Below are 16,040 nucleotides of genomic sequence, written 5' to 3'. Positions count from 1 at the left end.
TTCGTCAGGCGGTCACGGCAGATGCGGCGCGCGCTTTGCGCACCTTCGCATCGTGTGCCTTGAGGGCGGGCTCGCCCTCGCGGAACAGTGAGTAGAGGGGGGATGCCACGAACAGCGTCGAGTACGCCGCGACGATGATGCCCACGAAGATCGCGAGCGAGATGTCACTGAGCGTCTCCGCACCCAACCACAGTGCCCCGATGAAGAGGATCGCCCCGACCGGCAGCACCGCCACCACGGTCGTGTTGATCGACCGGACCAGCGTCTGGTTGACCGCGAGGTTCACCGATTCCGCGAACGTGCGGTTGGCATGTTCGCCGTCCTCATGCGTGTTCTCGCGGATCTTGTCGAACACGACCGTCACGTCGTACAGCGAGTACGCCAGGATCGTGAGGAATCCGATGACCGCTGCGGGCGAGACCTCGAATCCTGCCGCTGCGTAGATGCCGATCGTGATGACCAGCACGTCGACGAGGCCGATGATCGCCGCGGCCGACATCTTCCAGGTGCGGAAGTACAGCGCGAGGATCAGGAAGGTCAGCGCCAGGAAGATCGCCAGGCCCCAGAGCGACTGCCGGGTCACGTCCGCTCCCCAGCTCGGGCCGATGAACGATGCGGTGACCTCGTCGATCTCGACGTCGAACGCCTTCGCCAGCGCCTCGCGCACGGCCTGGGTCTCGTCGGAGGTCATCTGGTTCGTCTGCACGCGCACCGCGTCGGTGCCGACCGTGGTCACCTTGGTGGTGGCATCCGACACCACCGACACCACAGCCGCGGTGGCCGTCTCCTGATCCGGATTGCTGACGCCCGAGACGGTGAACTGCGAACCGCCCGTGAACTCGATGGAGAACTGCACGGGACGCACGAAAGGCACCAGCACCGACAGCACGACGAGCGCACCGGCGATGATGAACCACAGTCGCCGCTTGGGGACGAAGGGGAAGGAGACCTTGCCCGAGTAGAGGTTGTTGCCGAACCGGCTCATGGCGCCCATCAGCGATCAGCCCCCTTCTTGACGGTGGTGGATTGGCTCTCCTTGGCCTCACGCTCCTCCGCGAGCTTCCGCTCGGCGATGGTCTGGCGCCGTTCGGCCTCCTTGCGGGAGCGGCCGGTGCGCCGGGCAGCGGAACCCTTGCCTTCGACGGCCGGAGCGACGAACTGCGCGCGTCCGCGGTAGACGGCGCCCAGGGCGTCCGGATCCATGCCCGACAGCTTGTGCCCCTCGCCGAAGAACCTTGTGCGGGCGACCAGCTGCATCACCGGGTGGGTGAACAGGATGAAGATCAGGATGTCGATGGCGGTGGTCAGGCCGAGGGTGAAGGCGAAGCCCTTCACCGTGGCGTCCGCCAGGATGTACAGCACCACGGCGGCCAGGATGTTGACGGCCTTCGCGATGTAGATCGTGCGCTTCGCACTGGCCCAGCCGTCTTCGACGGCGCCAGTGATGGACTTGCCGTCGCGCAGCTCATCGCGTATTCGTTCGAAGTAGACGATGAACGAGTCGGCGGTGAACGCGATCGTCACGATCAGACCGGCGACGCCGGCCAGCGACAGGCGGAAGCCCATGCGCCACGCGAGGATGCACAGCATCAGGTACGTGATGACGCCCATCACCGCAAGCGAGGCGATGATGACGAACCCGAGCGCGCGGTAGCTGATCAGGGAGTAGAGGGCGACGAGCGCCAGGCCGATGAGACCCGCGATCAGACCGATCTGCAACTGCTGCGAGCCGAGCGTCGCCGAGATCGTGTCAGAGCTGACGACCGTGAAGCTCAGCGGCAGAGCACCGTACTTCAGCTGGTCGGCCAGCGTCTTCGCCGTCTGCTCGTTGAAGTTTCCGGTGATGGACGGGTTGCCGTCGGTGATGACGCCGTTCATCGCCGGGGCGGAGATCACCTTGCCGTCGAGCACGAAGGCGAACTGGTCGCGCGGCGACTCGCTCTTCAGCCCGTAGAGGCGCACGCTGACCTCGGAGAAGATCGTCGTGCCGTTGGCGTCGAACTTCAGATCCACCTGCCACTCGCCGGTCTGCGAGTTGGTGCCGTAGCTGGCCGTCTTGATGCGCGAGCCGTCCAGGTAGACCGTCTTGCCGTCGATCTCCTTGCTCTCGACAGGGCCCAGGATGTACTTCGCCGAACCATCCGTCTCACAGGTGATCAGCGGCTCGTCCTTGGGCGCATCCGCGGGATCGTTGTCGGGATTGTCGCAGTCGTAGGCGAGGAACTGCGCCTGCAGCTTCGGCGTGATCCAACTCGGGTCGCTCGCGTTGGACGGCGATGCGGTCGGCGTCGCCTCCAGCGTCGCGGCCGGCGTGGGATACGGGGTCTCCTTGTTGTCCTCGCCGACGTAGCTGGTGGCGGGTGCACCCGCATACAGCACGGCGCGCAGCTGCATCTGAGCAGACGCCTCGATGCGCTTCCGCGTCTCGTCGTCGGCCTTGCCGGGGATCTGCACGACGATCTGATTGCCGGCCTGGGTCTGGATGTCGGACTCGCCGACACCCGACGCGTCGACGCGCTGCCGGATGATCGTGGCCGCCTGCGCCATCTCGTCGGTGGTCGGCTTGGAGCCGTCAGGAGTCTTGGCCTGCAGGATGATCTGCGTGCCGCCTCGCAGGTCGAGGGCGAGTTCGGGCGCCCAGGAGGCGCCCTTGAACACGTAGACGCCCAGGGCATTGATGCCGGCCAGGACGGCGACGACGATGACAAGGCCCAGGAGGGCGCGCCAAGCGTGCTTGACGGGGGTGGATGCGGCCACGGAGGGTCAGCTTTCTCGCGGGGCGGCCCGATCAGGCCTCGGGCGTGTCCTTCTTGTCGTTCTTCTCGGCGTTGAGACGATCTGCAGTCTCCTCCGCCGTCTCGATCTGCGGCGCGGCGGGCGCGTCGTCGATGCTCTCATCGACCACGGGCGCCTCGTCGGTCGGGGTCACGACGCGCAGGATCGCCTGGCTGTGCACCTTGATGTCCACGCCCGGAGCGAGCTCGACGATGGCCGGCTGGTCGAGGTTGTCGGGGTCGTACGAGATGATCGTGCCGTACAGGCCGCCCTGCAGCAGCACCTCGGCGCCCGGCACCGTCTGGCGGGCCTTGGCCTCCTGCTCCGTCTTCTGCTTCGCCATGCGGCGACGCGAGCTCCAGAACATGAACACCAGCAGCAGGACCAGCAGGATGATCAGTCCGTACTGGGAGAAGAACGTGGCGATGCCTCCCGAAGACGCTGTGTCGGCGGCGGCGGCTGTCGTCTGCGCAAAGATCATGCGGGGGTAAACACCTTTCAAGGTCGGCATGCCGCGGCGGCACTGCCGGAGGGGGATCGGGGAAAGCCTTCAGCGATTATAGGTCATCGAGGTTCAGGGCCCCGTCCGAGCGGGGAATCCCCAGGTGCCTGTAGGCCTCGGGCGTGGCCACGCGCCCTCGTGGGGTGCGGGCCATGTACCCGATGCGCACCAGATAGGGCTCGACCACGGACTCGATCGTCTCCGCCTCTTCGCCCACGGTGACGGCCAGCGTGTTCAGGCCCACCGGTCCCCCGTGGAACCGGCGGATGAGGCCGTCGAGCACAGCGCGGTCGAGTCGGTCCAGTCCGATCGCGTCGACGTCGTAGAGATCGAGCGCGGCGTCGACGGTCGCCGGATCCACGGTTCCCGCGGCATCCGCCCCATGCACGATCACGTAGTCGCGGACGCGCCGCAGCAGGCGATTCGCGATGCGCGGTGTGCCACGCGAGCGCCGGGCGATCTCCGCGCGCGCCGGCTGCGGCAACGGGATGTCGAGCATCGCCGCCGAGCGTGCGATGACCTCTTCGAGCTCTTCGGGCTCGTAGTACTCCAGGTGAGCGGTGAACCCGAACCGGTCGCGCAGGGGGTTGGGCAGCAGCCCCGACCGGGTAGTGGCGCCCACGAGGGTGAAGGGGGCGAGGTCGAGCGGGATGCTGGTGGCCCCGGCGCCCTTGCCGACCATGATGTCGATGCGGAAGTCCTCCATGGCGAGGTACAGCATCTCTTCCGCCGAGCGCGCCATGCGGTGCACCTCGTCGATGAAGAGCACCTCGCCCGGCGTCAGGCTCGACAGCAACGCGGCCAGATCGCCGGCGTGCTGGATGGCGGGGCCGCTCGACATGCGCAGTGCACGCCCGCTCTCATGGGCCACGATCATCGCGAGCGTGGTCTTGCCCAGCCCAGGAGGACCGGCGAGAAGGATGTGGTCGGCCGGCCGCTGCTGGATGCGGGCCGCGTCGAGCAGCAGCTGCAGCTGCCCGCGGACCTTCTGCTGACCGATGAACTCCGCCAGCGACCCCGGGCGCAGCGCGCCCTCGATGGCCAGTTCGGACTCGTCCTGGATCTCGGGATCGAGGTCATCCACGGGCGGCCTCCCGCGCGGGGCCCAACTGCGCCAGCGCCAGGCGCAGCAGCGCCGGGACACTCGCCCGATCCGCCTCGCCCGCATCGGCGGCCACAGCGTCGACGGCCTCGGCCGCGATGCGCTCGCTCCACCCCAGCCCGACCAGCGCGGTCACGACCTGGCCGCTGATCGCCGGCGACGCGGCTGCCCCACCCGTGGGCGCCGCCGCCGGCGGCGCCAGCTTTCCGGTCAGCTGCACGACGATGAGCTTCGCCGTCTTCGGCCCGATCCCCGACACGCGACGGAACGGCGCGTCATCATCGTCGGCGACGGCCTGCGCGATCTGGTCGACCGACATCGCCGACAGCACGCCCAGCGCCGACTTCGGCCCGACGCCGGTCACCCCGAGCAGAATCTGGAACAGCGAGCACTCGGCCCGCTCGGCGAACCCGTAGAGCGACAGGGCGTCTTCGCGCACGATGAGGTTCGTGTGCAGGTGCAGCGTCTCGCCGACCCGCGCGGAACGCGCGACCTCCGGCGTCACGGCGACGGTGAAGCCCACACCGCCCACCACGACCTCGACGACGTCGGACCCGGCATGCAGCACGGTGCCGTGCAGAGAAGAGATCATGCGTCCACCCTACGGTGGACGTCGGACGTTTGTTCGACCGACACGCGTCTCACCGGCGCGAGGCGCGTTCGGCGTCGGCCCAGGCGCGCTGCGCAGGGGTCAAGGGCCCCCGGGCGCCCGCGGACTCCGGCCCGCTCCCCCGCCACGCGTGGCACAGCGCGAGGGCCAGCGCATCGGCGGCGTCGGCCGGCTTGGGCAGGGCGTCCAGCCGCAGGATGCGCGCCACCATCGTCTGCACCTGCAGCTTGTCGGCACCGCCGTAGCCGGTGATGGCAGCCTTCACCTCGGTCGGGGTGTGCGTGGCGGCCGGGATGCCGTGCTCGGCAGCCAGCAGCAGCGCGATGCCGCTGGCCTGGGCGGTGCCCATCACCGTGTTGCGGTTCTGCTGGGCGAAGACCCGCTCCACCGCCAGCACATCGGGGCGATGCGCGGCGAGGACCTCACGGATGCCGGCCGCGATCGTCGCCAGCCGCGACTCGATGCGCGCATCCGCGGGCGAGCGCACGACCCCGACGTACACGAGACGGGCGGAGCGGTCGGGAGCGACATCCACCACTCCCACGCCGCAGCGGGTGAGCCCGGGGTCCACCCCGAGCACCCGCACGCTGCGTCCGCTCACGCCGTCCACCCTAGGCCGGTGTCCGAGACGGGCCCGGGCGGCGCGCCCGCGGGATTAGTCGTCGTCGTTCTCGAGCTCGGCCTGCACCTCGGCTGTCAGGTCGAAGTTGCTGTAGACGTTCTGCACGTCGTCGCTGTCTTCGAGTGCGTCGATGATGCGGAAGATCTTGCGCGCGGTGTCGGCGTCGACCTCGACCTTCAGCGACGGGACGAACTCCACATCCGCCGACTCGTAGTCGATGCCGGCGTCCTGGATCGCCGAGCGCACGGTGACCAGGTCGGAGGCCTCGGTGACGACCTCGAAGCCGTCCGCGTGGGGCCCGACGTCTTCCGCGCCGGCCTCGAGTGCCGCCAGCATCAGGTCGTCCTCGGTCGTGCCCTCGCCACCGACGACGATGACGCCCTTGCGAGCGAAGTTGTACGAGACGCTGCCCGGGTCGGCGAGCGTCGCGCCGTTGCGGGTCAGCGCGGTGCGCACCTCGGCCGCAGCGCGGTTCTTGTTGTCGGTGAGGCACTCGATCAGCAGCGCCACGCCGTTCGGGCCGTAGCCCTCGTACATGATCGTCTGGTAGTCGACGGACTCGCCCGAGACGCCCGCGCCGCGCTTGATGGCGCGATCGATGTTGTCGTTGGGCACCGACGTCTTCTTCGCCTTCTGCACGGCGTCGTACAGCGTCGGGTTGCCTGCGAGGTCGGCGCCGCCCATCTTGGCGGCGACTTCGATGTTCTTGATGAGCTTGGCGAACGACTTGGCACGGCGCGCGTCGATGACGGCTTTCTTGTGCTTGGTCGTCGCCCACTTGGAGTGGCCGGACATGACTTCCAGTGTACGGACTCTCAGCCTGTCCTCTTTCGCACGATGTCAGAACCCGTGCGTCACCCCTCGCCGCTCACCCGCCCCGAGCGCTCACGCGCCGCCCGCACCTCCGCCGAGTCGGGCAGGCGCACCGGCACGTCCATCTCCGGGGAGGGCGCCCACCGCCCCCAGTCCTCGTCGAGCGGCCACGCTCCCGGGGCGACGAGCTCGCTGCCGGCCAGATCAGCGAGCGACCGGATCGCCTCTGCCTGAACGGCCGAGTAACGGCCCTGCGCGACGGTGGCGTCGAGCTCGTCGACATCCTTCAGCCAGACGCCCTCATTCCCCGGATGACCGGCATCCACCCACAGATCCATGACGAGGTCACGCGAGTACACACCGCCGGCATCGCGACGGTGCGGCAGCTCCAGATTCACGTACGCGCCCGTCGGCGTGCCGTCGTCGCGCCGGAAGAACCAGACGGACCACGGCCTGCCGGTCGGCGCCACGCGAACCAGTCCGGGCCCGGTCCACGACGCCTGGCGGATCACCCACGGAACGCGGAAGCGCTCTTCCACCGGCACGTCGCGGGTGCGACGCCCGTCCGCAGGGACGGACTCGAGGCGCTCCGAGCCGGGCGGTATCCACACGACGAGTCCTCGTTCGTCGTCGCGCACGACGCGCGCGGTCTCGAGGTGCCTGCCATAGCGCTACAGGATGTCCTGGCCGTGCGCAAAGCGTGGCCCGTCCGCCGACGGCACCGACGCCCCGAACCCGGGGGCCGAGCGACCCGTCGAGAACTCCGTGTCGAGGCGCGCGAGTGTATCGGCGACGCTCAGCTCCCGCGTCGAGATGCGCGGCCATGCCTCCCCGCGTCTGCCCACCAGCGTCGCCGTTCCTCCGCTGGCGCTGACATCGACGCTTCCGAGGGGCAGACGCATGCAGACACGGTATCGCGCGCCGTCAGCCGATCATCTTCACCACGGTGCGTAGATTGCGTGTCGTCGTGCTCGCCTTGTACCGTGCCTTCGCCAGGATCCGCGCAAATGCCGTGTCGAGGGAATGCCCCTTCTCCGGGTTCCAGAAGATCACGCCGGGTCCAGGCTCGACCGGGTCGACGGTGGCGTCGAGGGATGCCGCGGCCCCCAGCAGTTCGTCACGCATCGCCTCGTCGGAGCAGAAGATCACGTACGGCTGGCGGCCGGCATCGCCCGCGTCGAACGGATAGCCGTCGGCGGCCGCCGACAGCTCCTCGGTCGTGACGAGCACGATCCACGCGTCGTATGCGAAGCGCTCCCGCAGCGCCTGCTCGATGCGCCGCTTGAGTCCTTCGCGCGCGTCGGCCGCGGCATCCGTCTCGAACACCACGTTGCCGCTCGCGAGCACCGTCCGCACGCCGTCGAACCCGAGTGCGCGGAAGAGCTCGGCGAGGTCCGCGCTGCGGATCGTGATGCCGCCGACGTTGACCCCGCGCAGCAGTGCCGCCCATGCCGTCATGCGGCAACGATATCGAGGAACCTCCGGTGAAAGCGGTCTTCCCCACTCATCTCGGGGTGGAACGACGTGGCCATCAGCCGCCCCTGCGCCACGGCCACGACCCGCCCGTCGGGCAGAGCCGCCAGCGTCTCGGCGGCAGGGCCGACCTCTTCGACGATCGGCGCGCGGATGAACACCGCCCGCACCGGCGCCCCCGTGATCGCAGGGACGTCCAGGTCGGTCTCGAACGACTCGGCCTGACCGCCGAAGGCATTGCGGCGCACGGTCACGTCGATGCCGCCGAAGGTCTGCTGCCCCTCGATGCCGTCGACGATGCGGTCCGCGAGCAGGATCATCCCCGCGCAGGTGCCGTACACCGGAAGTCCTGCGGCGATCGCCTCGCGCAACGGCTCGCGCAGCCCGAACGTGCGCGACAGCTTGTCGATGACGCTCGACTCACCGCCGGGCAGCACGAGTCCGCCGAGCCCCACGAGATCGTCGGGTCGGCGCACGCGCACCACGTCGGCGCCCAGGTCGGTGAGCACACGGACGTGCTCACGCACGTCACCCTGCAGGGCGAGGACGCCGACCCGGCTGCTACCAGCCACGGTCGGCGAGGCGGTGCGGCGCCGGCAGGTCGGCGACGTTGATGCCGACCATGGCCTCGCCGAGACCGCGCGACACCTCGGCCACGACCTTCGCGTCGTCGTAGAACGTGGTCGCCTTGACGATCGCGGCAGCACGTGCGGCCGGGTCGCCCGACTTGAAGATGCCCGAGCCGACGAACACGCCATCCGCACCCAGCTGCATCATCATCGCGGCATCCGCCGGCGTCGCAACTCCCCCGGCGACGAACAGGACGACCGGCAGCTTTCCGGTCTCGGCGACCTCGGCGACGAGCTCGTAGGGCGCCTGCAGCTCCTTCGCCGCGACGTACAGCTCGTCCTTCGTCTTCGCGCGCAGCCCGTTGATCTCAGCACTGATCGTGCGGATGTGCTTTGTGGCCTCGGAGACGTCGCCCGTGCCCGCCTCGCCCTTGGAGCGGATCATCGCCGCACCCTCGGTGATGCGGCGCAGCGCCTCCCCGAGGTTCGTCGCGCCGCACACGAACGGCACGGTGTAGTTCCACTTGTCGATGTGGTTGACGTAGTCGGCCGGCGAGAGCACCTCGGACTCGTCGATGTAGTCGACGCCGAGTTCCTGCAGCACCTGCGCCTCGACGAAGTGGCCGATGCGCGCCTTGGCCATGACCGGGATCGAGACCGCGTCGATGATCTGGTCGATGAGGTCGGGATCGCTCATGCGCGCCACACCGCCCTGGGCACGGATATCGGCGGGCACGCGCTCCAGCGCCATGACGGCGACCGCACCGGCATCCTCTGCGATCTTCGCCTGATCGGCGGTGACCACGTCCATGATCACGCCGCCCTTGAGCATCTCGGCCAGGCCGCGCTTGACGCGCGCGCCCCCGGTGGTTCCGTCCGACACGATGGCTTCCTCACGTTCGTCTCGCCAATGACGTCCATTGACCTATGCCAAAAAGTACCACGTTCGCGTACAGTCGACGAAGGAGGTGACATGGAGTCGCGCATCACCGGTTCCACGGCCGCGGAGATCGCCGAGAGCATCCGCGAGCTGCACGACCACGGGCACATCGCCGCGGGCGACACGCTCCCGCCCGTGCGCACGCTCGCCGAGCGCCTCACCGTCAACCGCAACACGGTCGTATCCGCCTATCGTCAGCTCGTGCTGGCCGGCATCGCCCAGACCCACGGCCGCGGCGGAACCCGCATCGTCGACCACGAGCGCACCCCGCAGGAGGGCTTCGCGCCCGGCAGCGTGCTGCGCGACGTGGGCACCGGCAATCCCGACCCGCGGCTCATCCCCGACCCGTCCGCGGCGCTGTCCGCGGTCGTCGGACGCCCGGTGCTGTACGGCGAGCCCGTCATCGACGAGGCGCTCGAAGAGTGGGCGCAGGGCTGGACCGCCCGCGATCTGCCCGACGTCGACCTGCGGCTCACCGTCACGAGCGGCGCCGTCGACGCCGTCGAACGGCTTCTCGCGCAGGCGCTCACGCGCGACGACGCCGTCGCCCTGGAAGACCCGTGCTGGCTCGCCGGCATCCAGACCGCGCGTCTGGGCGGTTACCGCACCATCCCCGTCCCGGTCGACGAGCACGGCATGACCGTCGACGGGCTGCGGGCGGCGATGGATGCCGGGGCCCGGGCCGTCATCTGCACGCCACGCGCGCAGAACCCGACCGGTGCCAGTCTCTCGGCCGAGCGCGCGTCTGCGCTGCGCGACGTCCTCACCGACCATCCCTACGCGCTCGTGATCGAAGACGACCACTTCTCGTTGCTCTCGCAGCAGCCCTTCCACAGCATCGTGCCGACCGGACACCGCCGGTTCGCCCTCGTCCGCTCGGTATCGAAGTTCCTGGGCCCCGACATGTGCTTGGCGATCGTGGCATCCGACCCGACGACGGCCGAGCGGCTTGCGCTCCGACTCAGTCCCGGCACGACCTGGGTCAGCCACCTCCTGCAGCGCCTGGCGGCCACGCTCCTCGCCGACCCCGATGTCCGTACCCAGATCGACGACGCCGGGCGGCACTACGCGCAGCGCAACGGCGCGTTCCTGGCCCGGCTCGCCACACACCGGGGCGACGCGTCGACGGCGGGCGCAGCATCCACCGACGGACTCAACGTCTGGGTTCGCACACCGGTGCCCGCGCGCGACGTGCGCGAGCGGCTCATGCTGCGCGGCTGGCTGGCGCGGCTCGGTGACGACTTCACCCTGACCGATGTGGCATCCACTCATCTCCGCCTCACCGTGCACGATCTCGACGACGACGATGCCGACCAGCTCGCCGCCGACCTGGCCACCGCTGTCACGACCGCTGTTTCGAAGGTGGGATGATCGAGCGGTGAACATCCTCTCGATCCAGTCCGCCGTCGCCTACGGTCACGTCGGCAACTCCGCCGCCGTCTTCCCGCTCCAGCGGATCGGCGTCGAGGTGCTGCCGGTGTACACCGTGACCTTCTCGAACCACACCGGGTACGGCGCGTGGCGCGGCCCGATGATCAGCCCCGACGATGTGCGCGACGTCATCACCGGCATCGAGGAGCGCGGCGTGCTCGGCGAGATCGATGTCGTGCTCAGCGGCTACCAGGGCGGCGAGGGCATCGCCGACGTCATCCTCGACGCCGTCGCCCGCGTGAAGGCCGCGAACCCGAACGCCGTGTACGCCTGCGACCCGGTGATGGGCAACGCCAAGTCGGGCTGCTTCGTGGCCCCCGCCATCCCCGATCTGCTGCGCGATCGCGTCGTTCCCGCCGCCGACATCATCACCCCGAACCAGTTCGAACTGGGCTACCTCACCGGCACCGAGCCGTCCGACCTCGACTCCACGCTGGCGTCCGCCGACGCGGCCCGCGCGACCGGCCCCCGCACCGTGCTGGTCACCAGTGTCGAGCGCCCCGACCAACCCGAGGGCACCATCGAGATGCTGGCCGTCGACGACGCCGGTGCCTGGATCGTGCAGACGCCGCTGCTGCCGCTGAAGGCGAACGGATCGGGGGATGTCACGGCAGCCCTGTTCACCGCGCACTACCGCTCCACGGGCAGCGCCGCCGATGCCCTCGCGCGTACGACGTCGAGCGTGTGGGATCTGCTGCGTCTCACTCACGAGTCGGGCGCGCGCGAGCTGCAGCTCGTCGAGGCGCAGGAGTTCTACGCCGACCCGCGCATGCAGTTCGAGGTCACCCGGGTGCGCTGACCACTCACCACGCGTCGGCGACGGCCTGCCGTACCTCGCCCAGCAGCTGCGGCAGCGCCTTCGTGCGCGCGATGATCGGGAAGAAGTTCGCGTCGGTCTCCCACCGCGGCACGATGTGCTGGTGCAGGTGCTCGTCGACACCGGCCCCTGCCACACGGCCCTGGTTCATGCCGATGTTGAACCCGTCGCACTTCGACACGCTGCGCAGCACCGTCATGGCGTGCTGCGTGATCGCGCCGATCTCGGCGACCTCCGCGTCGGTCGCGTGGTCGTACGTGGCGATGTGCCGGTACGGGCACACCAGCAGGTGACCGGAGTTGTACGGGAAGAGGTTCAACAGCGCATAGGCCGTTTCGCCGCGGTGCACGATCAGCCCGTCCTCGTCGGACTTCTCCGGCGCCGCGCAGAACGGGCACGCCGCGCGCATCGCGTCGGCACCCGCCTGGATGTACGCCATCCGGTGCGGGGTCCACAGCCGCTGGAACTCGTCGGGCACACCGGCCAGCTCGCTGGCGGCGACGAGATCCGGGATGCCGGCGGCCGGGGCATCCCCCTCGGTCATGCCAGGTCCTCGTCGGTGTCGACCAGCGCCTTCTCATCGATCGCGTGGCGGATGAGACGCACCGCCTCGTCGACCGGGACGCCGTTGCGCTGCGACCCGTCGCGGAAGCGGAACGACACCGCGCCTGCGGCGCGGTCCTGCTCGCCAGCGATGAGCTGGAGCGGCACCTTCTGCGTCGTGTGCGTGCGGATCTTCTTCTGCATGCGGTCGTCGCTGTGGTCCACCTCTGCGCGCACGCCGACGGCTTTGAGCCGCGCGATGATCTCGTCGAGGTAGTCGGCGTACTCCTCCGCCACCGGGATGCCCACGACCTGCACCGGCGCGAGCCACACCGGGAACGCCCCCGCGTAGTGCTCGAGCAGAATCGCGAAGAAGCGCTCGATCGAGCCGAACAGCGCCCGGTGGATCATCACGGGGCGGTGCTTCTCGCCGTCGGGGCCGGTGTACTCGAGCTCGAAGCGCTCGGGCAGGTTGAAGTCGAGCTGCACGGTGGCGAGCTGCCAGGTGCGACCCAGGGCGTCCTTCGTCTTCAGGTCGATCTTCGGCCCGTAGAACGCCGCTTCACCGGGCACCTCGGTGAGCTTCAGGCCGGAGGCCTGCGCGACGCGCCGCAGCGCGTCGGTGGCCATCGCCCAGTGCTCCTCGTCGCCGATCCACTTCGACTTCTCGTCGTCACGCATCGACAGTTCGAGCTCGAAGTCGGTCAGCCCGAAATCGCGCAGCATCGAGAGGACGAATTCGAGCACGTTCGTCGCTTCGCCCTCGAGCTGGTCGGGCGTGACGAACAGGTGCGAGTCGTCCTGCGTGAAGCCGCGCACCCGGGTCAGGCCGTGGAGGGCCCCGGAGAGCTCGTACCGGTACACGGTGCCGTTCTCGTAGAGCCGCATCGGCAGGTCGCGGTAGCTGCGCGCGCGCTCCCGGTAGATCAGGATGTGCATCGGGCAGTTCATCGGCTTCAGGTAGTAGTCGATGCCGGCCTTGGTGATCTCACCGTTCTCGTCGCGCTCCTCGTCGAGGCGGATGGGCGGGAACATGCCCTCCTTGTAGGTGACGAGGTGGTTCGACTCGAGGAAGAGGTCCTTCTTCGTGATGTGCGGCGTGTACACGTAGGTGTACCCGGCCTCGCGGTGGCGGCGCAGCGCGTGCTGCTCCATCTCCTGACGGATGATGCCGCCGCGCGGGTGCCATACCGACAGGCCCGAGCCGATCTCGTCGGGGAACGAGAACAGGTCGAGCTCCTTGCCGAGCTTGCGGTGGTCGCGCTTGGCGGCCTCTTCGAGGCGCTCCTTGTAGGCGCGCAGCTCGTCTTTGCTCGGCCATGCGGTGCCGTAGATGCGCTGCAGCTGCGGGTTCTTCTCGCTGCCGCGCCAGTACGCGCCGGCGACGCGCTGCAGAGCCCAGCCGTTGCCGATGAGCCGCGTCGAGGGCAGGTGCGGGCCGCGGCAGAGGTCCTTCCAGACCGTCTCTCCGTCGCGGTTGACGTTGTCGTAGATCGTGAGGTCACCCGCGCCGATCTCGACGGAGGCGCCTTCGGCCGCGTGCGCGCCGGAGCCGGGCCCCCCGGCGAGCCCGATGAGCTCGAGCTTGAACGGCTCGTCCGCGAGCTCGGCCCGCGCATCCTCTTCCGTCACGACCCGGCGCACGAAGCGCTGGCCCTCGCGGATGATGCGCTGCATCTCCTTGTCGATGGCCTTCAGATCTTCGGGGGTGAACGGCTCGGCGGTGCCGAAGTCGTAGTAGAAGCCGTCGGTGATGGGCGGGCCGATGCCGAGGTTGGTCTGCGGCTTGATGCGCTGCACAGCCTGCGCCATGACGTGCGCGGCCGAGTGGCGGAGGATGTTCAGCCCGTCGGGGCTGTCGATCGTGACCGGCTCGACGGTGTCTGTCTCCGTGACCTGCGTCGCGAGGTCCTTCAGGTCGCCATTGACGCGCATGGCGACGACGGAGCGGTCGGGGAACAGAGCGAAGCCGTCGGATGGAGTGGTCACCACCCGAGTCTATCGGCGCACGCCGAGCGCCTCAGCCGAAGGTGAGGTCGACCTGGATCTCCCCGGCGAGCTCCTCGAGCTCGGTGACCGCGTCGGTGGCGGCGTCGCCGGCACGGGCACGCGCGCTCACCGTCGCCTCGAACAGCTCTCCGCCCGACATGGGCGCTTCGACCGTGCGACTCGTGAAGCGGTCGATGGTCAGTCCGCCGCCGACGAGCACCTGGGTGATGTCGCGCACGATGCCCGGGCGGTCGTTGCCGAGCACCGTGAACGTCACGCGCTCCCCCGGCGGCGGCTCCACCGGCTCGCTGCCGGTGTACGGGGTGATCTGCAGCAGCTGGTCGAGGGTCTCGAGCCCCGCCACGAGCGCGTCGCGATGGTCGTCGGCGACCTCGACGAGCACGATGCCGGCGAAGGCGCCGGCGAGTTCGGCGAGCTCACTGCGCTCCCAGTTGCCGCCGTGCGCGGCGATCACATCGGCGAGCGATTTCACGAGACCGGCGCGGTCATCTCCGACCACGGTGAGCACGAGGTGGGCCATGGGCCGAGCCTACTGCGTGAACGATGGCGGGATGCCGAGGGTCACCGCGTCACACGTGGGTCAGTTCTCGCCCGCGCTCGGCAGCTGCCACCGGTGCGTCTTCGACGATGACGGTCCTCTTCGCCCGGGCCCGTTCGCGCACTCGGCGTGAGAGCTTGTGCGCAGGGCGCTCCACCACCCGGCAGAACAGCCACGCCACCACCAGCGCGAGCGGCACCGCCGTGAGGAGAGTCCATCGGGCCGCGCCCGTCACGCTGGCCATGATCAGCACGAACGGCTCGTGCACGAGGTAGAGGCTGAACGAGATCGCCCCGAGCCACGCGATCGGTCGCCACGAGAAGAGTCGCGACAGCGGCGCGCACTGCGCCACCATCACCACGAGCAGGCCGGCTCCGAGCACGATCGGCGCCTGCGCGAGAGCCACGAGCGTCGAGTGGTCCAGCGTCGTGGGCAGCAGCCAGCGCATGCTCAGCAGCACGACGACGAGCGGCAGCATCCCGCCCCACAGCACGCCCCGCGCAACGCGCGACAGGCCGCCGACGAGTCGCTCGATGCGGCCCCACTCCCCTTCGAGCGCCACACCGACGCCGAAGATCGGCAGGTACTGCATCGCGGCGCTCTCCTGTCCGGCGCCGATCGCAGACAGCGCCACGCAGATGAGACCGAACAGCCAGGCGGGGATCACGCGTGCGGCGTAGGCGATGACGGGCAGCAGCAGCGAGAAGATGACCTCCCAGCGCAGCGACCAGAGCGGCGAGACCACCCCGCTCGTGCCGCCGACGAGTGTCAGATCCTGCAGGACGCTTCCGAGGTCGTAGTCGGACGCGTCCCTCTGCAGCCACGGGCTGTCAGGGCCGCCGGCATGCGGCGCCAGCAGCAGGAGGAACCCGAGCGCCACGGCGCCGGCGACCGGCACGTAGAGGCGCAGGATGCGGGACGGGAAGTACGCGAACCAGTCGAAGGACGACGAGCGGATGCCGCGGGCCAGGACGAATCCCGACAGCACGAAGAAGACCACGACCGCCTCTGCGCCGCCCCACACCAGATGCAGCGGGCTGTAGATCAGCGCCTGCCGCAGGGGCGAGTCGCCTGTCTGGCCGCCGTAGTACGCCGCGGCGAAGGCGGGCGACACGAGGAAGCAGTGGTGCACCACCACGATGAGCGCCGCAACGCCGCGCAGTCCGTCCAGCGAATTGAGTCGTTTGGAACCTGGCATCCCCTCGACGTTACAAAGTCGTTATCAACGTGGGCTGAGGATACGCGCCCTTTGAGAGGACTCTCATCTGAACGGGGCTGAACACTTAGGCAGGCAC

General features: G+C 69.2%; 18 protein-coding genes. 2 read left to right on the top strand and 16 right to left on the bottom strand.

From position 1 onward, the window contains the following. Positions 1–4 precede the first annotated feature (4 nt). The 12 genes from secF to pdxS all read right to left on the bottom strand — a co-directional run bounded on the left by secF (position 5) and on the right by pdxS (position 9,349). On the bottom strand, positions 5–994 hold the full coding sequence (gene secF / locus ABMQ42_RS13075) for a protein translocase subunit SecF (RefSeq protein WP_349723428.1): 990 nt from the start codon (positions 992–994) through the stop codon (positions 5–7). Next, positions 994–2,757 carry a protein translocase subunit SecD gene (gene secD, locus ABMQ42_RS13070; RefSeq protein WP_349723427.1) on the bottom strand — a complete coding sequence of 588 codons (1,764 nt, stop codon included), beginning with the start codon at positions 2,755–2,757 and terminating at the stop codon, positions 994–996. The genes secF and secD overlap by 1 nt, the downstream gene beginning before the upstream one ends. 31 nt (positions 2,758–2,788) lie before the next feature. Further along, positions 2,789–3,256 (bottom strand): preprotein translocase subunit YajC, encoded by a 468-nt coding sequence (locus ABMQ42_RS13065; protein WP_349723426.1) that lies wholly within the window; start codon positions 3,254–3,256, stop codon positions 2,789–2,791. A 76-nt stretch (positions 3,257–3,332) separates the two neighbouring features. Continuing rightward, positions 3,333–4,361 (bottom strand): Holliday junction branch migration DNA helicase RuvB, encoded by a 1,029-nt coding sequence (ruvB, locus tag ABMQ42_RS13060; protein ID WP_349723425.1) that lies wholly within the window; start codon positions 4,359–4,361, stop codon positions 3,333–3,335. After that, positions 4,354–4,971 carry a Holliday junction branch migration protein RuvA gene (gene ruvA / locus ABMQ42_RS13055; RefSeq protein ID WP_349723424.1) on the bottom strand — a complete coding sequence of 206 codons (618 nt, stop codon included), beginning with the start codon at positions 4,969–4,971 and terminating at the stop codon, positions 4,354–4,356. The genes ruvB and ruvA overlap by 8 nt, the downstream gene beginning before the upstream one ends. Positions 4,972–5,020: 49 nt before the next feature. Further along, positions 5,021–5,590, bottom strand: a complete 570-nt coding sequence (ruvC, locus tag ABMQ42_RS13050; protein WP_349723423.1) for a crossover junction endodeoxyribonuclease RuvC — start codon at positions 5,588–5,590, stop codon at positions 5,021–5,023. 54 nt (positions 5,591–5,644) lie between these two features. After that, positions 5,645–6,406 (bottom strand): YebC/PmpR family DNA-binding transcriptional regulator, encoded by a 762-nt coding sequence (locus ABMQ42_RS13045; RefSeq protein WP_349723422.1) that lies wholly within the window; start codon positions 6,404–6,406, stop codon positions 5,645–5,647. A 59-nt stretch (positions 6,407–6,465) separates the two neighbouring features. Continuing rightward, entirely contained in the window at positions 6,466–7,035 is a 570-nt protein-coding gene (locus tag ABMQ42_RS13040; protein ID WP_349723421.1) for a ribonuclease FAU-1 family protein, read from the bottom strand. A 60-nt stretch (positions 7,036–7,095) separates the two neighbouring features. After that, complete coding sequence (locus tag ABMQ42_RS13035) at positions 7,096–7,326, bottom strand: hypothetical protein (protein WP_349723420.1); 231 nt, start codon at positions 7,324–7,326, stop codon at positions 7,096–7,098. Between the two features lie 22 nt (positions 7,327–7,348). Then, a complete protein-coding gene (locus ABMQ42_RS13030; RefSeq protein ID WP_349723419.1) occupies positions 7,349–7,882 on the bottom strand; it encodes a DUF1697 domain-containing protein in 534 nt (177 codons plus the stop codon). After that, a complete protein-coding gene (gene pdxT / locus ABMQ42_RS13025) occupies positions 7,879–8,469 on the bottom strand; it encodes a pyridoxal 5'-phosphate synthase glutaminase subunit PdxT (protein ID WP_349723418.1) in 591 nt (196 codons plus the stop codon). Before pdxT ends, ABMQ42_RS13030 begins: the two co-directional genes overlap by 4 nt. Then, positions 8,459–9,349, bottom strand: a complete 891-nt coding sequence (gene pdxS / locus ABMQ42_RS13020; protein WP_349723417.1) for a pyridoxal 5'-phosphate synthase lyase subunit PdxS — start codon at positions 9,347–9,349, stop codon at positions 8,459–8,461. The genes pdxT and pdxS overlap by 11 nt, the downstream gene beginning before the upstream one ends. Positions 9,350–9,439: 90 nt before the next feature. Between pdxS and ABMQ42_RS13015 the strand changes: the two genes are divergently transcribed. Both ABMQ42_RS13015 and pdxY read left to right on the top strand, forming a co-directional pair. After that, positions 9,440–10,777: an aminotransferase class I/II-fold pyridoxal phosphate-dependent enzyme gene (locus tag ABMQ42_RS13015; RefSeq protein WP_349723416.1), complete on the top strand. Its 1,338-nt coding sequence runs from the start codon at positions 9,440–9,442 to the stop codon at positions 10,775–10,777. 7 nt (positions 10,778–10,784) lie between these two features. Next, entirely contained in the window at positions 10,785–11,636 is an 852-nt protein-coding gene (pdxY, locus tag ABMQ42_RS13010; protein ID WP_349723415.1) for a pyridoxal kinase PdxY, read from the top strand. Between the two features lie 4 nt (positions 11,637–11,640). Here the strand turns inward: pdxY and ABMQ42_RS13005 are convergent, their stop codons facing one another. From ABMQ42_RS13005 to ABMQ42_RS12990, 4 genes are all read right to left on the bottom strand, one after another. Next, positions 11,641–12,198: an HIT family protein gene (locus tag ABMQ42_RS13005; RefSeq protein WP_349723414.1), complete on the bottom strand. Its 558-nt coding sequence runs from the start codon at positions 12,196–12,198 to the stop codon at positions 11,641–11,643. Further along, complete coding sequence (thrS, locus tag ABMQ42_RS13000; RefSeq protein WP_349723649.1) at positions 12,195–14,132, bottom strand: threonine--tRNA ligase; 1,938 nt, start codon at positions 14,130–14,132, stop codon at positions 12,195–12,197. Before thrS ends, ABMQ42_RS13005 begins: the two co-directional genes overlap by 4 nt. 85 nt (positions 14,133–14,217) lie before the next feature. Next, on the bottom strand, positions 14,218–14,727 hold the full coding sequence (locus tag ABMQ42_RS12995; RefSeq protein WP_349723413.1) for a glycine cleavage system transcriptional repressor: 510 nt from the start codon (positions 14,725–14,727) through the stop codon (positions 14,218–14,220). A 49-nt stretch (positions 14,728–14,776) separates the two neighbouring features. Beyond that, complete coding sequence (locus ABMQ42_RS12990; RefSeq protein ID WP_349723412.1) at positions 14,777–15,943, bottom strand: acyltransferase family protein; 1,167 nt, start codon at positions 15,941–15,943, stop codon at positions 14,777–14,779. Positions 15,944–16,040 lie beyond the last annotated feature (97 nt).

The organism is Microbacterium sp. KR10-403 (genome assembly GCF_040196215.1).
In the GTDB taxonomy this organism is placed as follows: domain Bacteria; phylum Actinomycetota; class Actinomycetes; order Actinomycetales; family Microbacteriaceae; genus Microbacterium.
This window is presented reverse-complemented; position numbering and strand designations above follow the sequence as displayed.

What these genes read in the sequence shown, in the direction of transcription:
- secF (WP_349723428.1), bottom strand. Translation starts at nt 994, where the DNA reads ATGGGCGCCATGAGCCGGTTCGGCAACAACCTCTACTCGGGCAAGGTC.
- ABMQ42_RS13065 (WP_349723426.1), bottom strand. Translation starts at nt 3,256, where the DNA reads ATGATCTTTGCGCAGACGACAGCCGCCGCCGCCGACACAGCGTCTTCG.
- ruvA (WP_349723424.1), bottom strand. Translation starts at nt 4,971, where the DNA reads ATGATCTCTTCTCTGCACGGCACCGTGCTGCATGCCGGGTCCGACGTC.
- ABMQ42_RS13045 (WP_349723422.1), bottom strand. Translation starts at nt 6,406, where the DNA reads ATGTCCGGCCACTCCAAGTGGGCGACGACCAAGCACAAGAAAGCCGTC.
- ABMQ42_RS13035 (WP_349723420.1), bottom strand. Translation starts at nt 7,326, where the DNA reads ATGCGTCTGCCCCTCGGAAGCGTCGATGTCAGCGCCAGCGGAGGAACG.
- ABMQ42_RS13030 (WP_349723419.1), bottom strand. Translation starts at nt 7,882, where the DNA reads ATGACGGCATGGGCGGCACTGCTGCGCGGGGTCAACGTCGGCGGCATC.
- ABMQ42_RS13015 (WP_349723416.1), top strand. Translation starts at nt 9,440, where the DNA reads ATGGAGTCGCGCATCACCGGTTCCACGGCCGCGGAGATCGCCGAGAGC.
- ABMQ42_RS13005 (WP_349723414.1), bottom strand. Translation starts at nt 12,198, where the DNA reads ATGACCGAGGGGGATGCCCCGGCCGCCGGCATCCCGGATCTCGTCGCC.
- thrS (WP_349723649.1), bottom strand. Translation starts at nt 14,132, where the DNA reads ATGCGCGTCAATGGCGACCTGAAGGACCTCGCGACGCAGGTCACGGAG.
- ABMQ42_RS12995 (WP_349723413.1), bottom strand. Translation starts at nt 14,727, where the DNA reads ATGGCCCACCTCGTGCTCACCGTGGTCGGAGATGACCGCGCCGGTCTC.
- ABMQ42_RS12990 (WP_349723412.1), bottom strand. Translation starts at nt 15,943, where the DNA reads ATGCCAGGTTCCAAACGACTCAATTCGCTGGACGGACTGCGCGGCGTT.